Origin of the sequence: Gimesia maris (assembly GCF_008298035.1) — a bacterium.
Taxonomy (GTDB): domain Bacteria; phylum Planctomycetota; class Planctomycetia; order Planctomycetales; family Planctomycetaceae; genus Gimesia; species Gimesia maris.
The window spans coordinates 6,743,431-6,758,022 of the sequence record NZ_CP042910.1; the positions used below are offsets into that span (position 1 = coordinate 6,743,431).

14 protein-coding genes are annotated in these 14,592 nt (G+C 48.8%); 4 read left to right on the forward strand and 10 right to left on the reverse strand.

Features of this window, described 5'->3' with window-relative positions; translation table 11 throughout:
• Positions 1 to 41 precede the first annotated feature (41 nt).
• The 8 genes from bamD to GmarT_RS25185 form a co-directional block, all read right to left on the reverse strand.
• Entirely contained in the window at positions 42 to 1,490 is a 1,449-nt protein-coding gene (bamD, locus tag GmarT_RS25150) for an outer membrane protein assembly factor BamD (protein WP_044239622.1), read from the reverse strand.
• 37 nt (positions 1,491 to 1,527) lie between these two features.
• On the reverse strand, positions 1,528 to 2,274 hold the full coding sequence (gene recO / locus GmarT_RS25155) for a DNA repair protein RecO (RefSeq protein WP_002648431.1): 747 nt from the start codon (positions 2,272 to 2,274) through the stop codon (positions 1,528 to 1,530).
• Between the two features lie 339 nt (positions 2,275 to 2,613).
• Entirely contained in the window at positions 2,614 to 2,919 is a 306-nt protein-coding gene (locus GmarT_RS25160; protein ID WP_002648430.1) for a hypothetical protein, read from the reverse strand.
• A gap of 219 nt (positions 2,920 to 3,138) precedes the next feature.
• On the reverse strand, positions 3,139 to 3,915 hold the full coding sequence (locus GmarT_RS25165; RefSeq protein ID WP_002648429.1) for an alpha/beta hydrolase: 777 nt from the start codon (positions 3,913 to 3,915) through the stop codon (positions 3,139 to 3,141).
• A 62-nt stretch (positions 3,916 to 3,977) separates the two neighbouring features.
• On the reverse strand, positions 3,978 to 4,727 hold the full coding sequence (locus GmarT_RS25170) for a peptidoglycan recognition protein family protein (protein WP_149303401.1): 750 nt from the start codon (positions 4,725 to 4,727) through the stop codon (positions 3,978 to 3,980).
• A gap of 399 nt (positions 4,728 to 5,126) precedes the next feature.
• Positions 5,127 to 6,029: an HvfC/BufC N-terminal domain-containing protein gene (locus GmarT_RS25175; RefSeq protein ID WP_002648426.1), complete on the reverse strand. Its 903-nt coding sequence runs from the start codon at positions 6,027 to 6,029 to the stop codon at positions 5,127 to 5,129.
• Positions 6,026 to 6,955: an MNIO family bufferin maturase gene (gene bufB / locus GmarT_RS25180; protein ID WP_002648425.1), complete on the reverse strand. Its 930-nt coding sequence runs from the start codon at positions 6,953 to 6,955 to the stop codon at positions 6,026 to 6,028. The genes GmarT_RS25175 and bufB overlap by 4 nt, the downstream gene beginning before the upstream one ends.
• 120 nt (positions 6,956 to 7,075) lie before the next feature.
• Entirely contained in the window at positions 7,076 to 7,606 is a 531-nt protein-coding gene (locus tag GmarT_RS25185) for a hypothetical protein (protein ID WP_002648424.1), read from the reverse strand.
• Positions 7,607 to 8,622: 1,016 nt separating this feature from the next.
• Between GmarT_RS25185 and GmarT_RS25190 the strand changes: the two genes are divergently transcribed.
• Positions 8,623 to 9,435 (forward strand): DUF255 domain-containing protein, encoded by an 813-nt coding sequence (locus GmarT_RS25190; protein ID WP_002648423.1) that lies wholly within the window; start codon positions 8,623 to 8,625, stop codon positions 9,433 to 9,435.
• A 143-nt stretch (positions 9,436 to 9,578) separates the two neighbouring features.
• Here GmarT_RS25190 and GmarT_RS25195 read toward each other — a convergent pair whose 3' ends face one another.
• A complete protein-coding gene (locus tag GmarT_RS25195; protein WP_157158986.1) occupies positions 9,579 to 10,475 on the reverse strand; it encodes a YHS domain-containing protein in 897 nt (298 codons plus the stop codon).
• 347 nt (positions 10,476 to 10,822) lie between these two features.
• Here GmarT_RS25195 and GmarT_RS25200 point away from each other — a divergent pair, with 347 nt between their 5' ends.
• Positions 10,823 to 11,659, forward strand: a complete 837-nt coding sequence (locus GmarT_RS25200) for a hypothetical protein (RefSeq protein ID WP_149303403.1) — start codon at positions 10,823 to 10,825, stop codon at positions 11,657 to 11,659.
• Positions 11,660 to 11,685: 26 nt separating this feature from the next.
• On the opposite strand, the gene GmarT_RS25205 is transcribed toward GmarT_RS25200, so the two are convergent.
• A complete protein-coding gene (locus GmarT_RS25205; protein ID WP_002647248.1) occupies positions 11,686 to 12,291 on the reverse strand; it encodes a methylated-DNA--[protein]-cysteine S-methyltransferase in 606 nt (201 codons plus the stop codon).
• A gap of 225 nt (positions 12,292 to 12,516) precedes the next feature.
• On the opposite strand from GmarT_RS25205, the gene GmarT_RS25210 reads away from it, so the two are divergent.
• Positions 12,517 to 13,134 carry a hypothetical protein gene (locus tag GmarT_RS25210; RefSeq protein WP_230682414.1) on the forward strand — a complete coding sequence of 206 codons (618 nt, stop codon included), beginning with the start codon at positions 12,517 to 12,519 and terminating at the stop codon, positions 13,132 to 13,134.
• 150 nt (positions 13,135 to 13,284) lie between these two features.
• On the forward strand, positions 13,285 to 14,553 hold the full coding sequence (locus GmarT_RS25215; protein ID WP_002647246.1) for a pyridoxal phosphate-dependent aminotransferase: 1,269 nt from the start codon (positions 13,285 to 13,287) through the stop codon (positions 14,551 to 14,553).
• Positions 14,554 to 14,592 lie beyond the last annotated feature (39 nt).

Genomic DNA, 14,592 nt, shown 5'->3' on the forward strand with positions numbered 1-14,592 from the left:
ATTCAACAGATCACGGAGAATCTGAACTGCAGAGACCGCTGTTATAGTTTGATTCGAGCTGGCTCTGCCTCTTCCTCCAGAGGAATCTTTCTGATCGGCTCACCTAAACCTTCCAGTTGCAGGCGCGCCGGTGGTTCCAGTTCGCGAGGTGCCGGGGCAGCATTGGCAGGTGCTTTCACAGGAGCAGGTTCGGTTTTACCAAATCCAGGCAGACCAGGTAGAATTGACCTCGATGGTTCAGGCTGTTCGGCAACCTGTTTTTTGGGAGTCGCATAATTCGCCCAGAGGTGGCTGGTATTCTCTCTCCCCAGTTCTGCCAGCAGTTCTCGAGCCTGATTGGCAAACGGTGATGTGGGATAATGTTCGATCAGCAAGTTACAGTAAATCGCTGCCGATTTGGGTTTACCGCGACGCATCCAGTATTGGACCGTTTCCCATTCACGCTTTGCTTTGGCCTGTTCGATTTTTTTCAGTTCTTCCTTTAGCCGTGCCTGCTGGGCTTCGGGGAACAGTCTGAGTGTCGTCTCTTTCAATTCTCCCGCGTCCTTCAGCACGGTGGCGTCATAGGCGGGGCCCTGATAGGACATCAGTTTCACATGTGTTCCCAGCATGAAAGCATCTTTCAGATGCGGGCTTTTGGGGTATTCTTCCCGCAACAGACTGAATGTCCGGTCGGCATCCATATAACGACCTTTTTTCAGATAGTGACTGGCGGTCAGCATCAGAGCATCATCCGCCAGCGGGCCGGTCGGATCGTGCAGCCAGATCGATTTGAGTGCTTCCAGTGCTCTGTTTTCGGTGTCAAACACGGGGCGGCTGCGGTCAAACAGATTCGGTACCAGAGCCCAGCGTGATTTTCGATCTTTGCCGTCAGTGGGAATCTCAGGAGTCTCAGAGCCAGGATCTTCCAGATTAACCTGCTGAATATCACCGCCTTTGACGATGGACGGTTCCTGCAGCCAGTAGCGGGCTATCATAAACAGTCTTTTGGTTGTCTGATCCAGATGCCGCGACGAAGGGAAATCGACCAGCAGCTGGTCATAGCTGTCTTGTGCCCAGGAATATTTCTTTTGTGCAAATTGAGACTCTGCCACCATGAACTGGGCATCTTCTTTGATGGGATCGTTTTTAAATTTCTTGACGATCGCCTTGAATTCCTTCTCAGCCTTTTTGTAATCCTGCGCTTTGAATGTTGCATTGGCCTTCTGATATTCGGCGGCACCGATAGAGGGTTCTATGAAGTTGGCGTCTTTCTTTTTTTCCCACATCGCGGTCTGCATGATCCGCTGCATAGGCCCCCGCACTCCTTCGATCGACGGATCATCGGTTTCGCTCTTTTTGGACCAGGGCGGTTTCATTGCGGAGAAGTCAGAAGCACGATCACCAAACATGGCGCAACCCGAAACCAGACCACAGATCATCAGTGCTGAGCTGAGCTGAATGAATCGAGGCCGTTTGGATTTTTGATATTGTAAGTCTGAAGTGGACATGGTCATCCCTGACTTCCACCTGGCGGAAATGATGTGATTATAGTTGAAGGTAGGGCGCCATTTTAGGGCGGCGGCCCAGGATATGAGACATGGTAGTTGACAGTAGTTGTCGAATTTCTCGTTGCTGCTGAAGGGACAGGTTTAATCGCTGGGAAAGTAATGTATTCTCGTCAGACAGCTTCTGCAAGATCGTTATCGTGCCACGGGAAACGCGTACGTTGCCGTGACGTTGCTGTTCACAATCCTGACAGTACAGCCCACCATTACCAGCATCATACAGATACGATTCTGATGGCCCCAGTTCTCGACTGCATCCTGCACAGTATTCGAACTGAGGTAACTGACCGATTTCTTCTAATATGGTTAACTCAAATTTTATCAACGATTTCTGAAAATCATCATGTTCCTGCAGGTGCCGTAAAACTTCACAAGCCGCATCATAGAGCTCTGGATGAGGATCATATTCCTCAGTCAAAGCATCCAGTAATTCAGCAATGTAATACCCCACATACAGGTTGGATAGACTTCCAGGGTAAGGTCGAAAACGATTTACCAGCTGTGCTTCGGTCAAAATATCGAGCCCGCCGGAAGATTTTCGGATGAAGACTATCCGACATGTGGCTAACAAGTCAATAGCAGCCTCGAATGAGCTTTTCAGCCTTTTCGCACCTTTTGCCAACGCTGCAGTCTTCCCAAAATCCCGGGTAAACCAGGTGATCACTTTACTGGATTCGCTGAAATCAGCCAGTCGGATCACAACACCTTCGGTTTTTTCATTGGACATGGATGGGACCAGATTACACGATGTGAGTCCAACTCGTGGCTTGTTCTGTCCCGGTAATGGAATCAGAAACCTGCCTGGAGTTGAATTCAGGGAAAGAATGAATTTTAGGAAGTAACCCGGCGTTCTGAAAAGGAGAATCGGGAGTATTTCAGGCAGGCAAAGGGGAAATAAAAATAGCCTGCGAAAGAATTCGCAGGCTGAATTGTTGCACGAAGGCAACCAGCGCTCAATTGGAGACACACGTTTCGATTAAAAGCGTGTATACATTCAGGAGGCCCGAAAGGATCCTATGCGAGATCCTTTATCTCAGGCAGGCCAGGATAAGCCTGCTGGTATTTCTTAAAAGACATCCAGATAAAAGTGATTGCCTTTATGATAAGGACGATCACTGGGATAGAAATTATGCCAGTCTTTGTTGTAGACAGGAATTCTCCTGTTTTCCGGATAGCGGTAGTAGAGGTTATCGTAGCTACCCTGTGGTCTCTGGAAGTTCTGGGGATAATACACGTAAGGGTAGTGGTAAAAACGATTCCAGTCAGTTGGTTGTCCACGACCAGCCGCCAAAGCGTCGGAAGGCGAAAAAGTAGACGTGGCCAACCCAACCACAAACAGGAACAACCCTGCGAGCATGAGACGCCGCACCATCATAGTTCTCTCCTTGCCAGTCAGTAGAATAAAGCGATCAGTCCAGACTGGACTGTCCTTAGAAAATCAACAGAGGGAATTCCTGAAGTAACAGGACTCCACTGTATTCATCGGCCTGGAGAGCGGCGTCACAACAGGAAACTTCTGCATAAACGGATTAATCGTCGTAATTCAACCTGATCACGCGTATCAGGATTACGATTTATCGTTCATTCGGTCCTAAACGAGCCAGGCCGTTGAGATACCTTCCATGATCCAGCGGTCCAGAATATTGAACAGTGCTGAATCCTGTGTCGCTTCTGATTTCAGAGAATTGACCGTTTGAATGCCTGCCCCCGTGGTTTCCCACATGCGGCTCAACCATTGTGCAGAATGCTTGCTGTCTGAATGACTGGAAGAGCGACGGTCAAGTAATACCCGATTTCCCTTCAGACTGGCGCCGGATGCTTTCTGGAAATCTTTATCACTGAAACTACCGTTCAACAGTGCGGCGCCGGCGAAAAAATGAGGTGCTTTCAATAACAGTTTCGTGGCGATGGAACAGCCATTTCCCGTCCCCGCCAGATAGATTCGATCTTCATGAATATTCAGTACCTTACTCAGTTCCAGGACTGTTTTCTGAATACTTTCCATGAACCGGGCGGCAAACAGATGACTGTCGGGCCAGTGATATCCGTTTTCCGGTGCTGCAGGATCGATCGCAGGAGCACGAAAGGAGAGCCCCAGGTAATTCCGCATGCTGATTTGAGGCATGATTTGATGCAGATCATGCTCGGAACCCCCTTCAGTATGCAGCCAGATCACCAGGGGATAGGCATAACCCGGCTCATAATGCTCGGGGCGAAACAGTGAAATATGTTTGAGAGGCAGTTGTACCTGTGATTCGGTACTGTCCTGCATACCCAGGATCCGATTTTCAGACGGTGACTGCAGATAATCGGTTTTCTCTGCATTCATTACCTGTTCAATCCATTTAAGACGCTGCGTAAAATCCATTGTCAGTCTGCTTTCGAAGAGTCAATCAGGGGGTAGTCTTAAATGTGGGGGACGTTACGGTTTTATTTCTGGGCGGCCAGTTCCATTTTTGAGGCAGGACTTTTACCGTTCGGGCTGGTTGCACCATAAACGGGAAGGTCAATGGCTGAAGCCACTTCGCTCATCGGGAAGTATTTACCCGGGCAGGCAGTCGCTTTGACATCGCGGTGCCCCTGTACGTGATCACTGTTAATGTTGTATTCCGCTTTGAGAACACCCACCAGTTTTTTTACAGCAGCCAGCTGCGCCTCGGAAGGGGGTTCATTTTCGAAGTTACCAACCAGGCAGATACCAATACCGTGCTGGTTATATTTGTTATTTCCAGCATGGGCACCATGCATTTGCTCGCGCCAACGGAACGTGGATTCGATCGCACCGTCAGGCATGCCGTTCCCGTTCCCGATCACAAAGTGATAACCAATGCCCAGCCAGGAGTTACCCGATTTGTCTTTTTTCTTACTGTGCAACTCATGGATACTTTCCACACTTCCCGTCGAGGAGGCGGTATGATGAATCACAATGTATTCCCAGTCGCGAACTTCCGCTTCTGGCTTCCAGGGGTTTGGTGGATCAATCGCCAATGGCTCAACAGCAATAGTAGGAGGTGTGGTAAATAATGGTGCACCGGGCACAGGTTTCGCAACCTGGGGCGAGTACTGGGGGGCCGGCGTAGGAGAATTAATCGCCACGGGAGGTAAGGAGTTCCGCTGAGTGCATCCTGAGATTTCAATGGCCGGCAACAACGCGACGCAACACATTATGATGCCCTTCATATTGCTGCCCTCCCTGACAGCGAACCTGCAGATCAACTCATTTGAAAAAATGGAAACGTAATAATTTAAATCTGGATGATAGCGACTTTAAGTCGGGACTGTAATTCCGAGCCCATTTTCTGTCAATGCGGGGAGTACTGGTGCTTTGAGCGGTAAGCAAACAGAATGTCAAAAACTTGAATCCGATCACTCAGAAATTAGAAAATACTCCTTATTTCCCCTAAACACGGGACGCAACCTCAACCCGTTTAAACCATCTTATCTATTTTGCGCAACAGACACGATTTTGAGCAAAAAATCAAGTTCAGGAGCTTATCACTTAATCGGGCCTCTCATGCAGCCGAGAGGCCATGCAAAGGATCGCGACATTGCCACTGTAACTATCAGGGATGACAGGCCTTACCGTGTCATTCCATGGCTGCCGGGATTGACGTCAATGAAATAGGCTGACTCGGTCCAGTGCTTAAACCAGACATGCAGCTGCCCAGCCAGTTTCTCTGAATCCATGAGCCCTGCGTCTGCGAATTCGTAGATCGCCTCACCGATTTTCAGTCCCTGCTGCAGACGGGAAAGCAGGAAAAACTCTGCCTCTGAAATCGCAGCACGACGCACAATATAATTCCGGCGTGTGATCGCCAGGTATGTGTTAGTGGGATCCGGAATAGCAGGACTTTCTCCACGTTTTGTACTGGAAATATATTCCTGCACAGGGAACTGAAACTTCATCAGCCGAAAACAGGGGGCCATCTGCAAGGACAGCTCGGGCCACAATTCTGGAGGGATCGTATTCAGAGTCTCCGCTGTCAGCAGTTCCTGCTTTTCGATTCCGGGCCCATCAAATACTTCACTATAAACGCGTTCCAGTGTCGCCAGTTCGATCAGAAAATCAGTCCACTCGGGTGTGCCTGCATTCGATTCCGGTTCTGGTCGACTCTCCTGTAAAAACTGAGGAAACCGGGCCCCCAGTTCTCCGAGTGTATAACTGGCAGGATGATATTTTTGCAGATATTCCATACTGAACGCACCAAAGGCTGCTGTTCCCATCGCTGTCACCAGAGCTGCATATTCTTCACTGAGACACTCCAGCAGCCGTGCATAATAAGCATTGGCATAAATGCCGATGCGTTCATAACTCGTCTGCTGACTGGATCGGGTAATCACCGATTCCAGTTGATCGTCTGTCAGCGGGATCTCACGTTGTGCAGCTTCCGAGGCAATCCCTGATTCGACTCCACCAGGCGCGCTGATTACAGTCTGCATCCAGCGTTGTATCTGATCCAGTTGACGTTCCTGCCGGTTCATTCGACTTCTGCCACAATAAACGATGCTGGATGAGGAATGGCCCGAGAATCAACGTGGACAGACTCTATCTCCGTTTTCACTTCTTTCTGCATTGGGAGATTTTCATCCATGTACTGCCTGGCTTTTAATACCTCCTGATGTACGACTGGGAACGGGGGGATCTCTGCGTCCCATTCCAGCAGCGTCGCCACTCCCCCGGTACGCTGATGCAGTAATCGAAACAGATTCCAGACCGGATCAATCACATGCCCGTCGTGGGTATCAATCAGATGTGTTCCACAATTGGTGTGTCCGGCAAGATGACACTGCACAACCCGCTCAGCAGGTATTGCTTCCACATAGGCGACCGGATCAAAATCATGGTTCACACTGGAAACATAGACGTTATTGACATCCAGCAGTAAGCCACAGTCTGCTTCTTCCGCCATGCGACAGACGAACTCAGATTCACTCATTGTGGAATCCTGAAATTCGAGATAGCTGCTGGGGTTCTCCAGAACCAGCGGTCTTTCGAGGATGTCCTGTACAATACCAATCCGTTCGACCAGGTGCGAAAGTGTCGCTTCATTATAAGGGATCGGAAGCAGATCATGTGAATTGCGTCCGGCAACACCAGTCCAGCAGACATGGTCGGAAATCCAGCGTGCGTTCATCCCTTCTGCCAGCCGTTTCAGTTTTTCCAGGTACTCGCGGTTCAGCGGATCCGTACTGCCTATCGACAGTGACACGCCATGCATGACGATCGGATAGTGTTCTGCAATCTGTTCCAGCACGGCTCGAGGACGGCCGTTTGAATCCATAAAGTTTTCGGAAATGATTTCGAACCAGTCTACTTCCGGCTGATGTTCCAGAATATGAGAGAAGTGAACCGTCCGCAGACCAACCCCCAGCCCCAGATTCTCATGTCCCAGTCGTGGTGCCCGCATACTTCTCTACTTTCGTGCCTTGAGATGAATTAGAACCTGAATGAAGGACATCACAAAAAGCGGGCTCCTGATCAATCATTTTGAAAAGGAGCCCGACTTCCCTGTCACAAACATGACTCATTATTTTTTCTTGGGTTCTGGTGCAGGACCGACTTTCTTACCGGCTTTTTCCATGGCTTTTTCGAATTCAGCACGTGCCAGCTTCCAGGCATCCGGCATCAGAGGTATGTGGCAGCCTCCTTTACCTTTACACGAATTCATACCAGGATTGCTGCCACAGCCGCCTTGCCCTTTACATTCGTTTTCCCCCGAGCAACTGTGTTCTGCAACGGAAGCACAAGCCCCCAGACCGGCACACTCATTTTCTACCCCGGCATGTTTGCCTTTGCAGGTGTTCAAACCTCGGCAGACATGCGGTTCTTTCATCAGCAGGCTGACATCTTTGTCACTCGTTCCGGCTTCCCCTTCAGCAGCATGATCATGATCATCGTGTCCCTGGGTAGTACTACCGGCTTCTGTATCCGCAGGCGGCGTTGCAGGTGCAGGTGGGGTAGCAGGCTGACAGCCCGTCATGGAACCTGCCACCACTCCTCCAAAAGCGGCAAAAGTCAGTCGATTAAAATCGCGTCGATTCATTTCTGGACGTTTCATGGATTTCCTCGAAGTTTCTATACGGCGAAAAGATGTGATATCAGACAGAGATTACAGACTAAACAGCGTTCGACGTCCGTTCTGTGAGTTATCTCACATTTCAACTCAGAATTAAACTGAGGGAGTTGGATTTCAATCATTTTTTGAACTTCTTTTACACCTCGGAATGATAAATTTTCGACTTCCTTTCCGCTGCATTTCCACAATGATGAGTCTCAAATACCAGTCTGATTCATTCTCATGTAATCCAACTCACAAATTGAATTCCTGAAACGTTCGATCTTCTTTACAGATACCTGGAGCCTCTCATTCTCATCGAGAAATATGGAGAGCTGAAGTTAAAGCTTCTGATGAAACAGTTACGTTGACTGAAACACTCATTTCAAAATGAATAGTACGATCTCCCTGAGAAAAGCAGCCAGGTATGCGAAGCAATAACAGTCATTTCGTGGGGTCCCATCCAGGATGAGGAAAAGAAAAATCGATGATAAAATCCAATCAAACTAAAATAATTGACGTATAAAGTATGAGCTTTTAGAAAACTCGACCACCGGACATTCCAACTTCTGCATAATCCCTTTCATAAACGCCACTTACCTTAAATACATTTCGGATTAGCCTGATTTATTGCCATGAAATCCAGGATCCTTAGCTGAGGGTCATTTAGACCGGGGATAGTAGATTGAGAGACGCTACGGTTCAATGTGATCCGCTCTTGTTCCAGAGAAGGCTTCTTTTCACGATCAATTTTAGGTGTATCTGAAGAACTTCTATTAACAATCTGGCAGTAGTTACTGCCAGAGAAATGCAGCATTTGCCTCCCCTTCTCTGTCAACGCAGAGAAGTTAGACAGGCTGCAATGTATCCGCACCGGGATGGCGGTCTGAAATCGTCATAAACCTCAAATCAATTACAAAAATCTGAACCAGAATAATCCTGCAAACTGAACAGACAATCAAATATTACCGATATGTAATGCGTGTAGGACCTCTGTTTTTTTATCATAAGGAAGCATTATGCGTGCCGGGCACTTTATTATATTTTCACTGAGTTTAATTACCCTTCCCTTATTCTCTGATTCCGTATCTGCAGAAGAGATCAAGTGGCAAACCAATCTGAAACAGGCCGCACAACAGGCCCGTGCGGATGACAAGGCCATGTTGATTCAGATCGGAGCTTCATGGTGTGGCTTCTGCCACAAAATGGACAGGGAAACTTATAAAGACCCCAAAGTCATCAAACACGTTAACTCCTGTTTTGTCCCCATTCGTGTGGATGCGGATGAAAACTCAGAGTTGGTCGAAGCGATTGGCGTTGCCGGATTGCCGACCACAGTTATCATCACTCCAGAACTGAAAATTGTAAAAAAGATTTCCGGCTATGTGGCAGCACCCGAAATGCAGGGGCATCTCAGCAAAATCTGTCTGGTGAATCACGAACAGGCAGCGCCTGCCCGTAAACAGCAACCCATCCAGAAAATGAGCCAGAAACAGGTCGCACCTGAATTCGCCTTTAAGAGCATCTGCCTGGTAAGTATGCTGGACGATCAGGAACTGACTGAAGGAAAACCAGAATTTACATCGAATTATCGAGGCCAGACGGTCTGCTTCTCATCAAAAGAGCACAAGCAGAAATTTGATGCAGAACCAGAAAGCTACTGGCCCGCCTTCGAAGGCAAGTGTCGCGTCTCTCAACTGGAACGCAACCAGTCTGTAGAAGGAGATCCTTACGCAGGGGGCGTGTATCGCGAGCGACTGGTATTCTTCACGTCAGCATCTGAACGTGACAAGTTTACTGCGAACCCGGGTTACTACCTGATCAGGAAGTAATGCCAAAACACCTGACAGCCATCCTCAACTCTGGTTGGAAGGGAGAGGAACAGAATTGCTGCCAGGTGTCGTTTCAAATTCAATCAACAGCCTGTTACCGACTGCGGTGACAGGCTGTTTTTCCTTTTAATACACCTGATAGTTTACTGTGCAGTGTCAATGGACTGGGGTTTCAGCCAGACAAATTTTCCTTTGTTAGCGATCTGCTTTCCTTTTACACTGACTTTCAAACTCTGAAATCGTGATTTATATAGATCCGGGTGTGAGGCATGCGCGCCTTCAATCACATAAATTTTGCCGTCGTTGCTTTTAACAGCCAAACCTAATTCATCTGGATCCTGCTTGGGATGTACTCCATACTCACAGGCAGCACAGCCAGTGGTGCCGCTGATAGAAACCAGTTCAGATGCAGCTGGCGCTTCAGTGGTAGATACCTTTTTTGCAGTTAAGCTGGCGACATACTTCGCTGAGTCTTTCTGGAATTTCTGCATCACGGCCTGACTGGGGAACTGATATCGGAGTCCCTGGTAGATCGCTGTAAATTCCGGTTTTCCAGGCACGTCTTTACCACCATCTACTTTACAGACGATGCATTTCCCATCGCAGGCCAGATCTACGTCTGCGTATTCTGCAGGTGATTTATCAAAGACCGCTTTGATACTTTCATTCGGAAACAGAAAGACACGTCCCTCATAAAAACTGATATGATCAATCTTGCCCGGGTTCCGCAAACCGTCATGATGAGCATAACAGACAGTGCAGTCTCCCTTTAATGCGGGAACATATTTTTCAGGTGCCGTTTGAAATTTCTGTTTGACTTCCTCTGAAGGGAACAGATAGGTCTGGCCATCATAGACAACAGAAAACTCCGGCTTCCCGGAAACTACTTTTTTGCCGCTTAACAGGCAGACCGCACAGTTTCCATCAAGGGCTACGGGAGCCTCCTTTTTCTGACTGCTTTCTGCAGCATTCACAGCACCACTGACATAGACCATGGATAACAGTACCGCGGCTGTCATTACGTTTCGAAACAAATTCATCTGCATCTCCTGAAACATTCACTCTGTTTTCTACAATGGGAATCTGCGTTATGAACAACCAGTTTGACAACATCGAACAGATTCCCTGACACACACTGATTCTTGACTCATGAATCAGAACAGCAACAGTATTGCTGCTGACATTGGTGTTATCTGTGGTGTATCTCACAGTCTCAAATTTTTTTTGAATTGATGTCAGCGGGCTGATCGCAAAAAGACATCAGAGAAAGCGGTATTGCATCAAATGGCCAAGTATTGATAATCAGGATCTCTCTCCCATTCATAGATACTCACAGACATTTCTCAAGTCCTCTCCAATTCTTTAGTTACAACAAACCAGGTGCCTTATGTGGTGCACAAGTTGCCAGTCCGATGTGGCTGCAGAAGTTTCGTCAGATTCTAAACGCGTGCAATGTGCAACGTGTGGAAGTGATCTGGGAACAACGGCTGCTGCGCGCATCAGTGACAAAACAAAAGAAGCCCGCGAACTTCTGGCTCGATGGTCGAATCGTGAAATCATGGACCCTTATGGTCCTTTGACCCGATCCGAATCTCGCGCGCAAAGTTCCGCTTCACTGTTTGAACAACCCGAACCGCCGCGCGCGGAACCCATTTCACAACCGGCAAGAAAATCAGAGCCAGAACCTGTACCTTCCCATCAGCCTACCGATTTGAATCAGGAAGCCAATGCTACTGTTGAACGGTCTTACGCATTCGAAACTCACGAACTCGAGCATGAGGATGATTTTGAAGAAACGACTGTCCCTCGATTGCATTCTGAATATCGCGACATTCAGGATCTGATCGAAGAAGACGATCAGAAACCCAACTGGCTGGGTCTGGTGGGACAGTTGATGGCTTATGGCGGCGTTGCTGTTTTGACAATTGGCACGACGCTTGTCTTGTGGGGCTATTATGGCGGCCCCGCAAACTATGCATCAACAGGCTGGCTTATCAGTACGGCGGGGCAGATGCTGCTGTTCCTGGGAGTCATCACTCTCGTTTCTGCAGGCATGGAACAGACAACCAGTTCCGTCAGTCGCCGGATTGATCGTCTGGGGAAACGAATTTTTCTGTTTGAACAGGCGATGCTGGAACAACAACAGTCGCAACAGCGCAGACGACGAACGACATCAACTGGTACCCCTGCGACAGCAGAACCGACGTCACGTAAATCGGCTTAAACCGCCTGTCGCCAGGCAGACTGCCATCAGAGCAGTGCCCGGGATTCCAGCATCAACAGATGCTCTTTAAGTGAAGTACCCTGTGGTGCTGAAAAGCCGCCCAGTTTCCCCCCCGATGCAATCACGCGATGACAGGGAATCAGAATTGGAATTTGATTCGAAGCCATCACGGTACCCACCGCACGCGCCGCCCGCGGCGAACCTGCCTTCTCCGCGAGCTTGCCGTAAGAAATCTGCTCACCATACCGAATCTGCTGCAAGGCGTGAATCACACGAGATTGAAATGGAGTCATCTGGGTTAATTTCAGTTTTACATCCCGAAATTCCACTTGAGCACCCTGAAAATAATCCTGCAGCCGTTCCTGCAGTTCCGGATACCAGTTCGATTCAATGGCTTTCTTCGCAGAAGACGGGCCTTTCACAGCAGACTCTGACTCGATCATCTGCAGCAGATCATTGCGGTGAGGCACTCCCATCAGGAATCGTTCTACAGTGTCACCCCTCCCCTGCAGACCACACCAGCCGATTTCCGTCTGAAACAGAGACCAGCATGAGACTTTTTCGGAACAAGAAGTGGTTAAATGTTCTATTTCAGGAACGACTCTCTTTCGCGAAACAGTTCTTTGACCCATCTTAATTTCTCCGATAGAATAAGTTTCACTAACGAACCTCGACTGACATCTTCTGGCCAGAGTCGTCAGTCTCAATTATATGATGATCGAGAGAATATGCACCCATACAGCATGCTGTCTGATGATTATTTCATCAACTTAAACCTGTGCACAGAAATGACACTGCCTTCCTCCCGGGATACAGTTTTAAATTTTTTTGAACGGGTCCAGAAATCCTTTCCCAGCATGCGAAATTTCTATAATCGCGGCGAAAGCGGATTCATTCTGGAGGAAGACAAGGAAGAAGTCGGTCAACAACGCTGGATGTCACTTGAGACGCAGCGCATCTGCAGTGGCTATTTAAATCCAAAAGATCCGGAAGACTGTCTGGAACAGAACCGGTTGATGCTGGAACTGGTTCCCTACATGCTGTCAGTCAGCCCGCTGGATTGTGAAGCCCTGGATTATATTGTCGGTTTCGATTTTTCTTATCGAGGCAATCATGATGCACTCGTAGCTGAAGTGCTTGGTGCGAATCATGCGGTTGACAGCCTGCTGCAGATTCCCGGTTCTCAGGCATTGAACTACGAACCTTCCATCACTTTGAGTCTGGATGATTCCTGTCGCTGTCAGGCACGACTGCTGATCGAAACTCGTACAAACGCATACCAGGTCAAACGCGAGGAATACCCTGACGAACAGATTTCGGTTTTCTTTACTCTCCGGCAGTACGGGAGCCAGACTGCGGACACCAGGCTCGAAGACACGATGCTGGATCTGAAAGCCAGGTCGGACCGCCTGCTGAACGAGTATGTGATTGATCAGGTGCTGCGTCCTCTGGCCCAGGCCATATCAACGAAATAAACTGAGTTTTGCAGAATCGGGGCTGGTCCAGTTTCAAAAACGGCTTTCCCGCTATAGAGTAATAGTCGTCTATCTATCCAGGTCTGAAGAGACAATAGTTCAGATTGAGAATGCTTCTGGAATAATATCAAACTTAAAGGGGATACCTTCGTGGCGCTAACATTAAGTGATTTCGCTCAGTCTCTTACCGTGGAAACCGCATTCAGCGTACTGGCCGTCGCCAAACAGCTTAAAGCAGAGGGTAAAGATGTCGTCGAACTCGAAGTAGGCGACAGTCCGTTTGACAGTACCGCTTCTGCCAAATCCACTGGTATTGAAGCGATCCAGAACAATCAGTCCCACTATTGTGCTTCACCTGGTATTCCCGAGTTTCGCAAGGCGGCTGCGGAATTTGTTTCGCGGGAATTCAATGTCTCTGCAAAACCGGAAAACATCGTGGTTGGTCCTGGTGCCAAAGTATTTGAGCAGTTCTTCTGCGAAGCATTTTTAAACCCCGGTGATGGAGTGCTGGTTTTCAGCCCGTATTTCCCTACATATCTGCCAAATATTGAACGTCGCGGTGCCCGCATGGTGTTGTCTGACCTCAAACAGTCAAACGAATTCCGACCTGATATCGCCGACATTAAAAAGTTTCTGGAAGAAGATCCTTCCCCCAAAGCCATCTTCCTGAACTCTCCCCACAATCCCACTGGTGGCGTCATTCAGGAAGAGGATCTGAAAGCGATCGCCGATTTGATTCGTGGCAAAAACATTGCTGTCTTCAGCGACGAGCCTTACTGCCACATGGTCTGGCAGGGCAAACATCACTCGATCCTCGCACAACCGGGCATGATGGATCAATGCGTCTCTGCATATACCTTCAGTAAATCCTACAGCATGAGTGGCTGGCGGCTGGGTTTCTGTGTGGCATCAGAAGCGGTCGCTACATCGATCGGAAAAATGGTCAACACCACACTTTCCTGCACACCACCGATTGTTCAGCTGGCTGGTGCCGCTGCGCTTAACTGCGATTCCGTCGAGCGTGACGAAGTCATGCTGAAATTCCGCGAGAAAGTGGTATTACTGACGAACAAGCTCAACGCAATCGAACACTTCCATGCGCTCGATCCACATGCCACGTTTTATGTTTTCGTTAATGTTGCTCCGGTCTGCAATCAACTCGGGATTACCAGCCACGGCCTGGCGTTGTACCTGCTGGAAGGTGCTGACGATGACTTTGGCATTGCCTGCCTGGGTGGGGAATGTTTCGGTGAAGCGGGACATGGATTTTTACGGTTCAGCTGTGCCGAGCCGAATGATCGTCTGGAACAGGCGATTGATTTCATTCCCGAAGCGATCTCGCGAACAGACCGCATTGCCAGTTATCTGGAATCGCATCCGGCTGCCCGGCTGAAAGCACCCTACCCCGCACCGGAATAAATCGAGAGCATATTGCCCGGCTACCGAAGGTCAGACCAG

Bases quoted from the DNA above. Each gene is read 5' to 3' on its own strand.
- GmarT_RS25160 (WP_002648430.1), bottom strand. From the start codon at position 2,919: ATGGTGCGGCGTCTCATGCTCGCAGGGTTGTTCCTGTTTGTGGTTGGG.
- GmarT_RS25185 (WP_002648424.1), bottom strand. From the start codon at position 7,606: ATGAAACGTCCAGAAATGAATCGACGCGATTTTAATCGACTGACTTTT.
- GmarT_RS25170 (WP_149303401.1), bottom strand. From the start codon at position 4,727: ATGAAGGGCATCATAATGTGTTGCGTCGCGTTGTTGCCGGCCATTGAA.
- GmarT_RS25200 (WP_149303403.1), top strand. From the start codon at position 10,823: ATGTGGTGCACAAGTTGCCAGTCCGATGTGGCTGCAGAAGTTTCGTCA.
- bufB (WP_002648425.1), bottom strand. From the start codon at position 6,955: ATGCGGGCACCACGACTGGGACATGAGAATCTGGGGCTGGGGGTTGGT.
- GmarT_RS25165 (WP_002648429.1), bottom strand. From the start codon at position 3,915: ATGGATTTTACGCAGCGTCTTAAATGGATTGAACAGGTAATGAATGCA.
- recO (WP_002648431.1), bottom strand. From the start codon at position 2,274: ATGTCCAATGAAAAAACCGAAGGTGTTGTGATCCGACTGGCTGATTTC.
- GmarT_RS25175 (WP_002648426.1), bottom strand. From the start codon at position 6,029: ATGAACCGGCAGGAACGTCAACTGGATCAGATACAACGCTGGATGCAG.
- bamD (WP_044239622.1), bottom strand. From the start codon at position 1,490: ATGTCCACTTCAGACTTACAATATCAAAAATCCAAACGGCCTCGATTC.
- GmarT_RS25210 (WP_230682414.1), top strand. From the start codon at position 12,517: ATGCGAAATTTCTATAATCGCGGCGAAAGCGGATTCATTCTGGAGGAA.
- GmarT_RS25205 (WP_002647248.1), bottom strand. From the start codon at position 12,291: ATGGGTCAAAGAACTGTTTCGCGAAAGAGAGTCGTTCCTGAAATAGAA.
- GmarT_RS25190 (WP_002648423.1), top strand. From the start codon at position 8,623: ATGCGTGCCGGGCACTTTATTATATTTTCACTGAGTTTAATTACCCTT.
- GmarT_RS25195 (WP_157158986.1), bottom strand. From the start codon at position 10,475: ATGAATTTGTTTCGAAACGTAATGACAGCCGCGGTACTGTTATCCATG.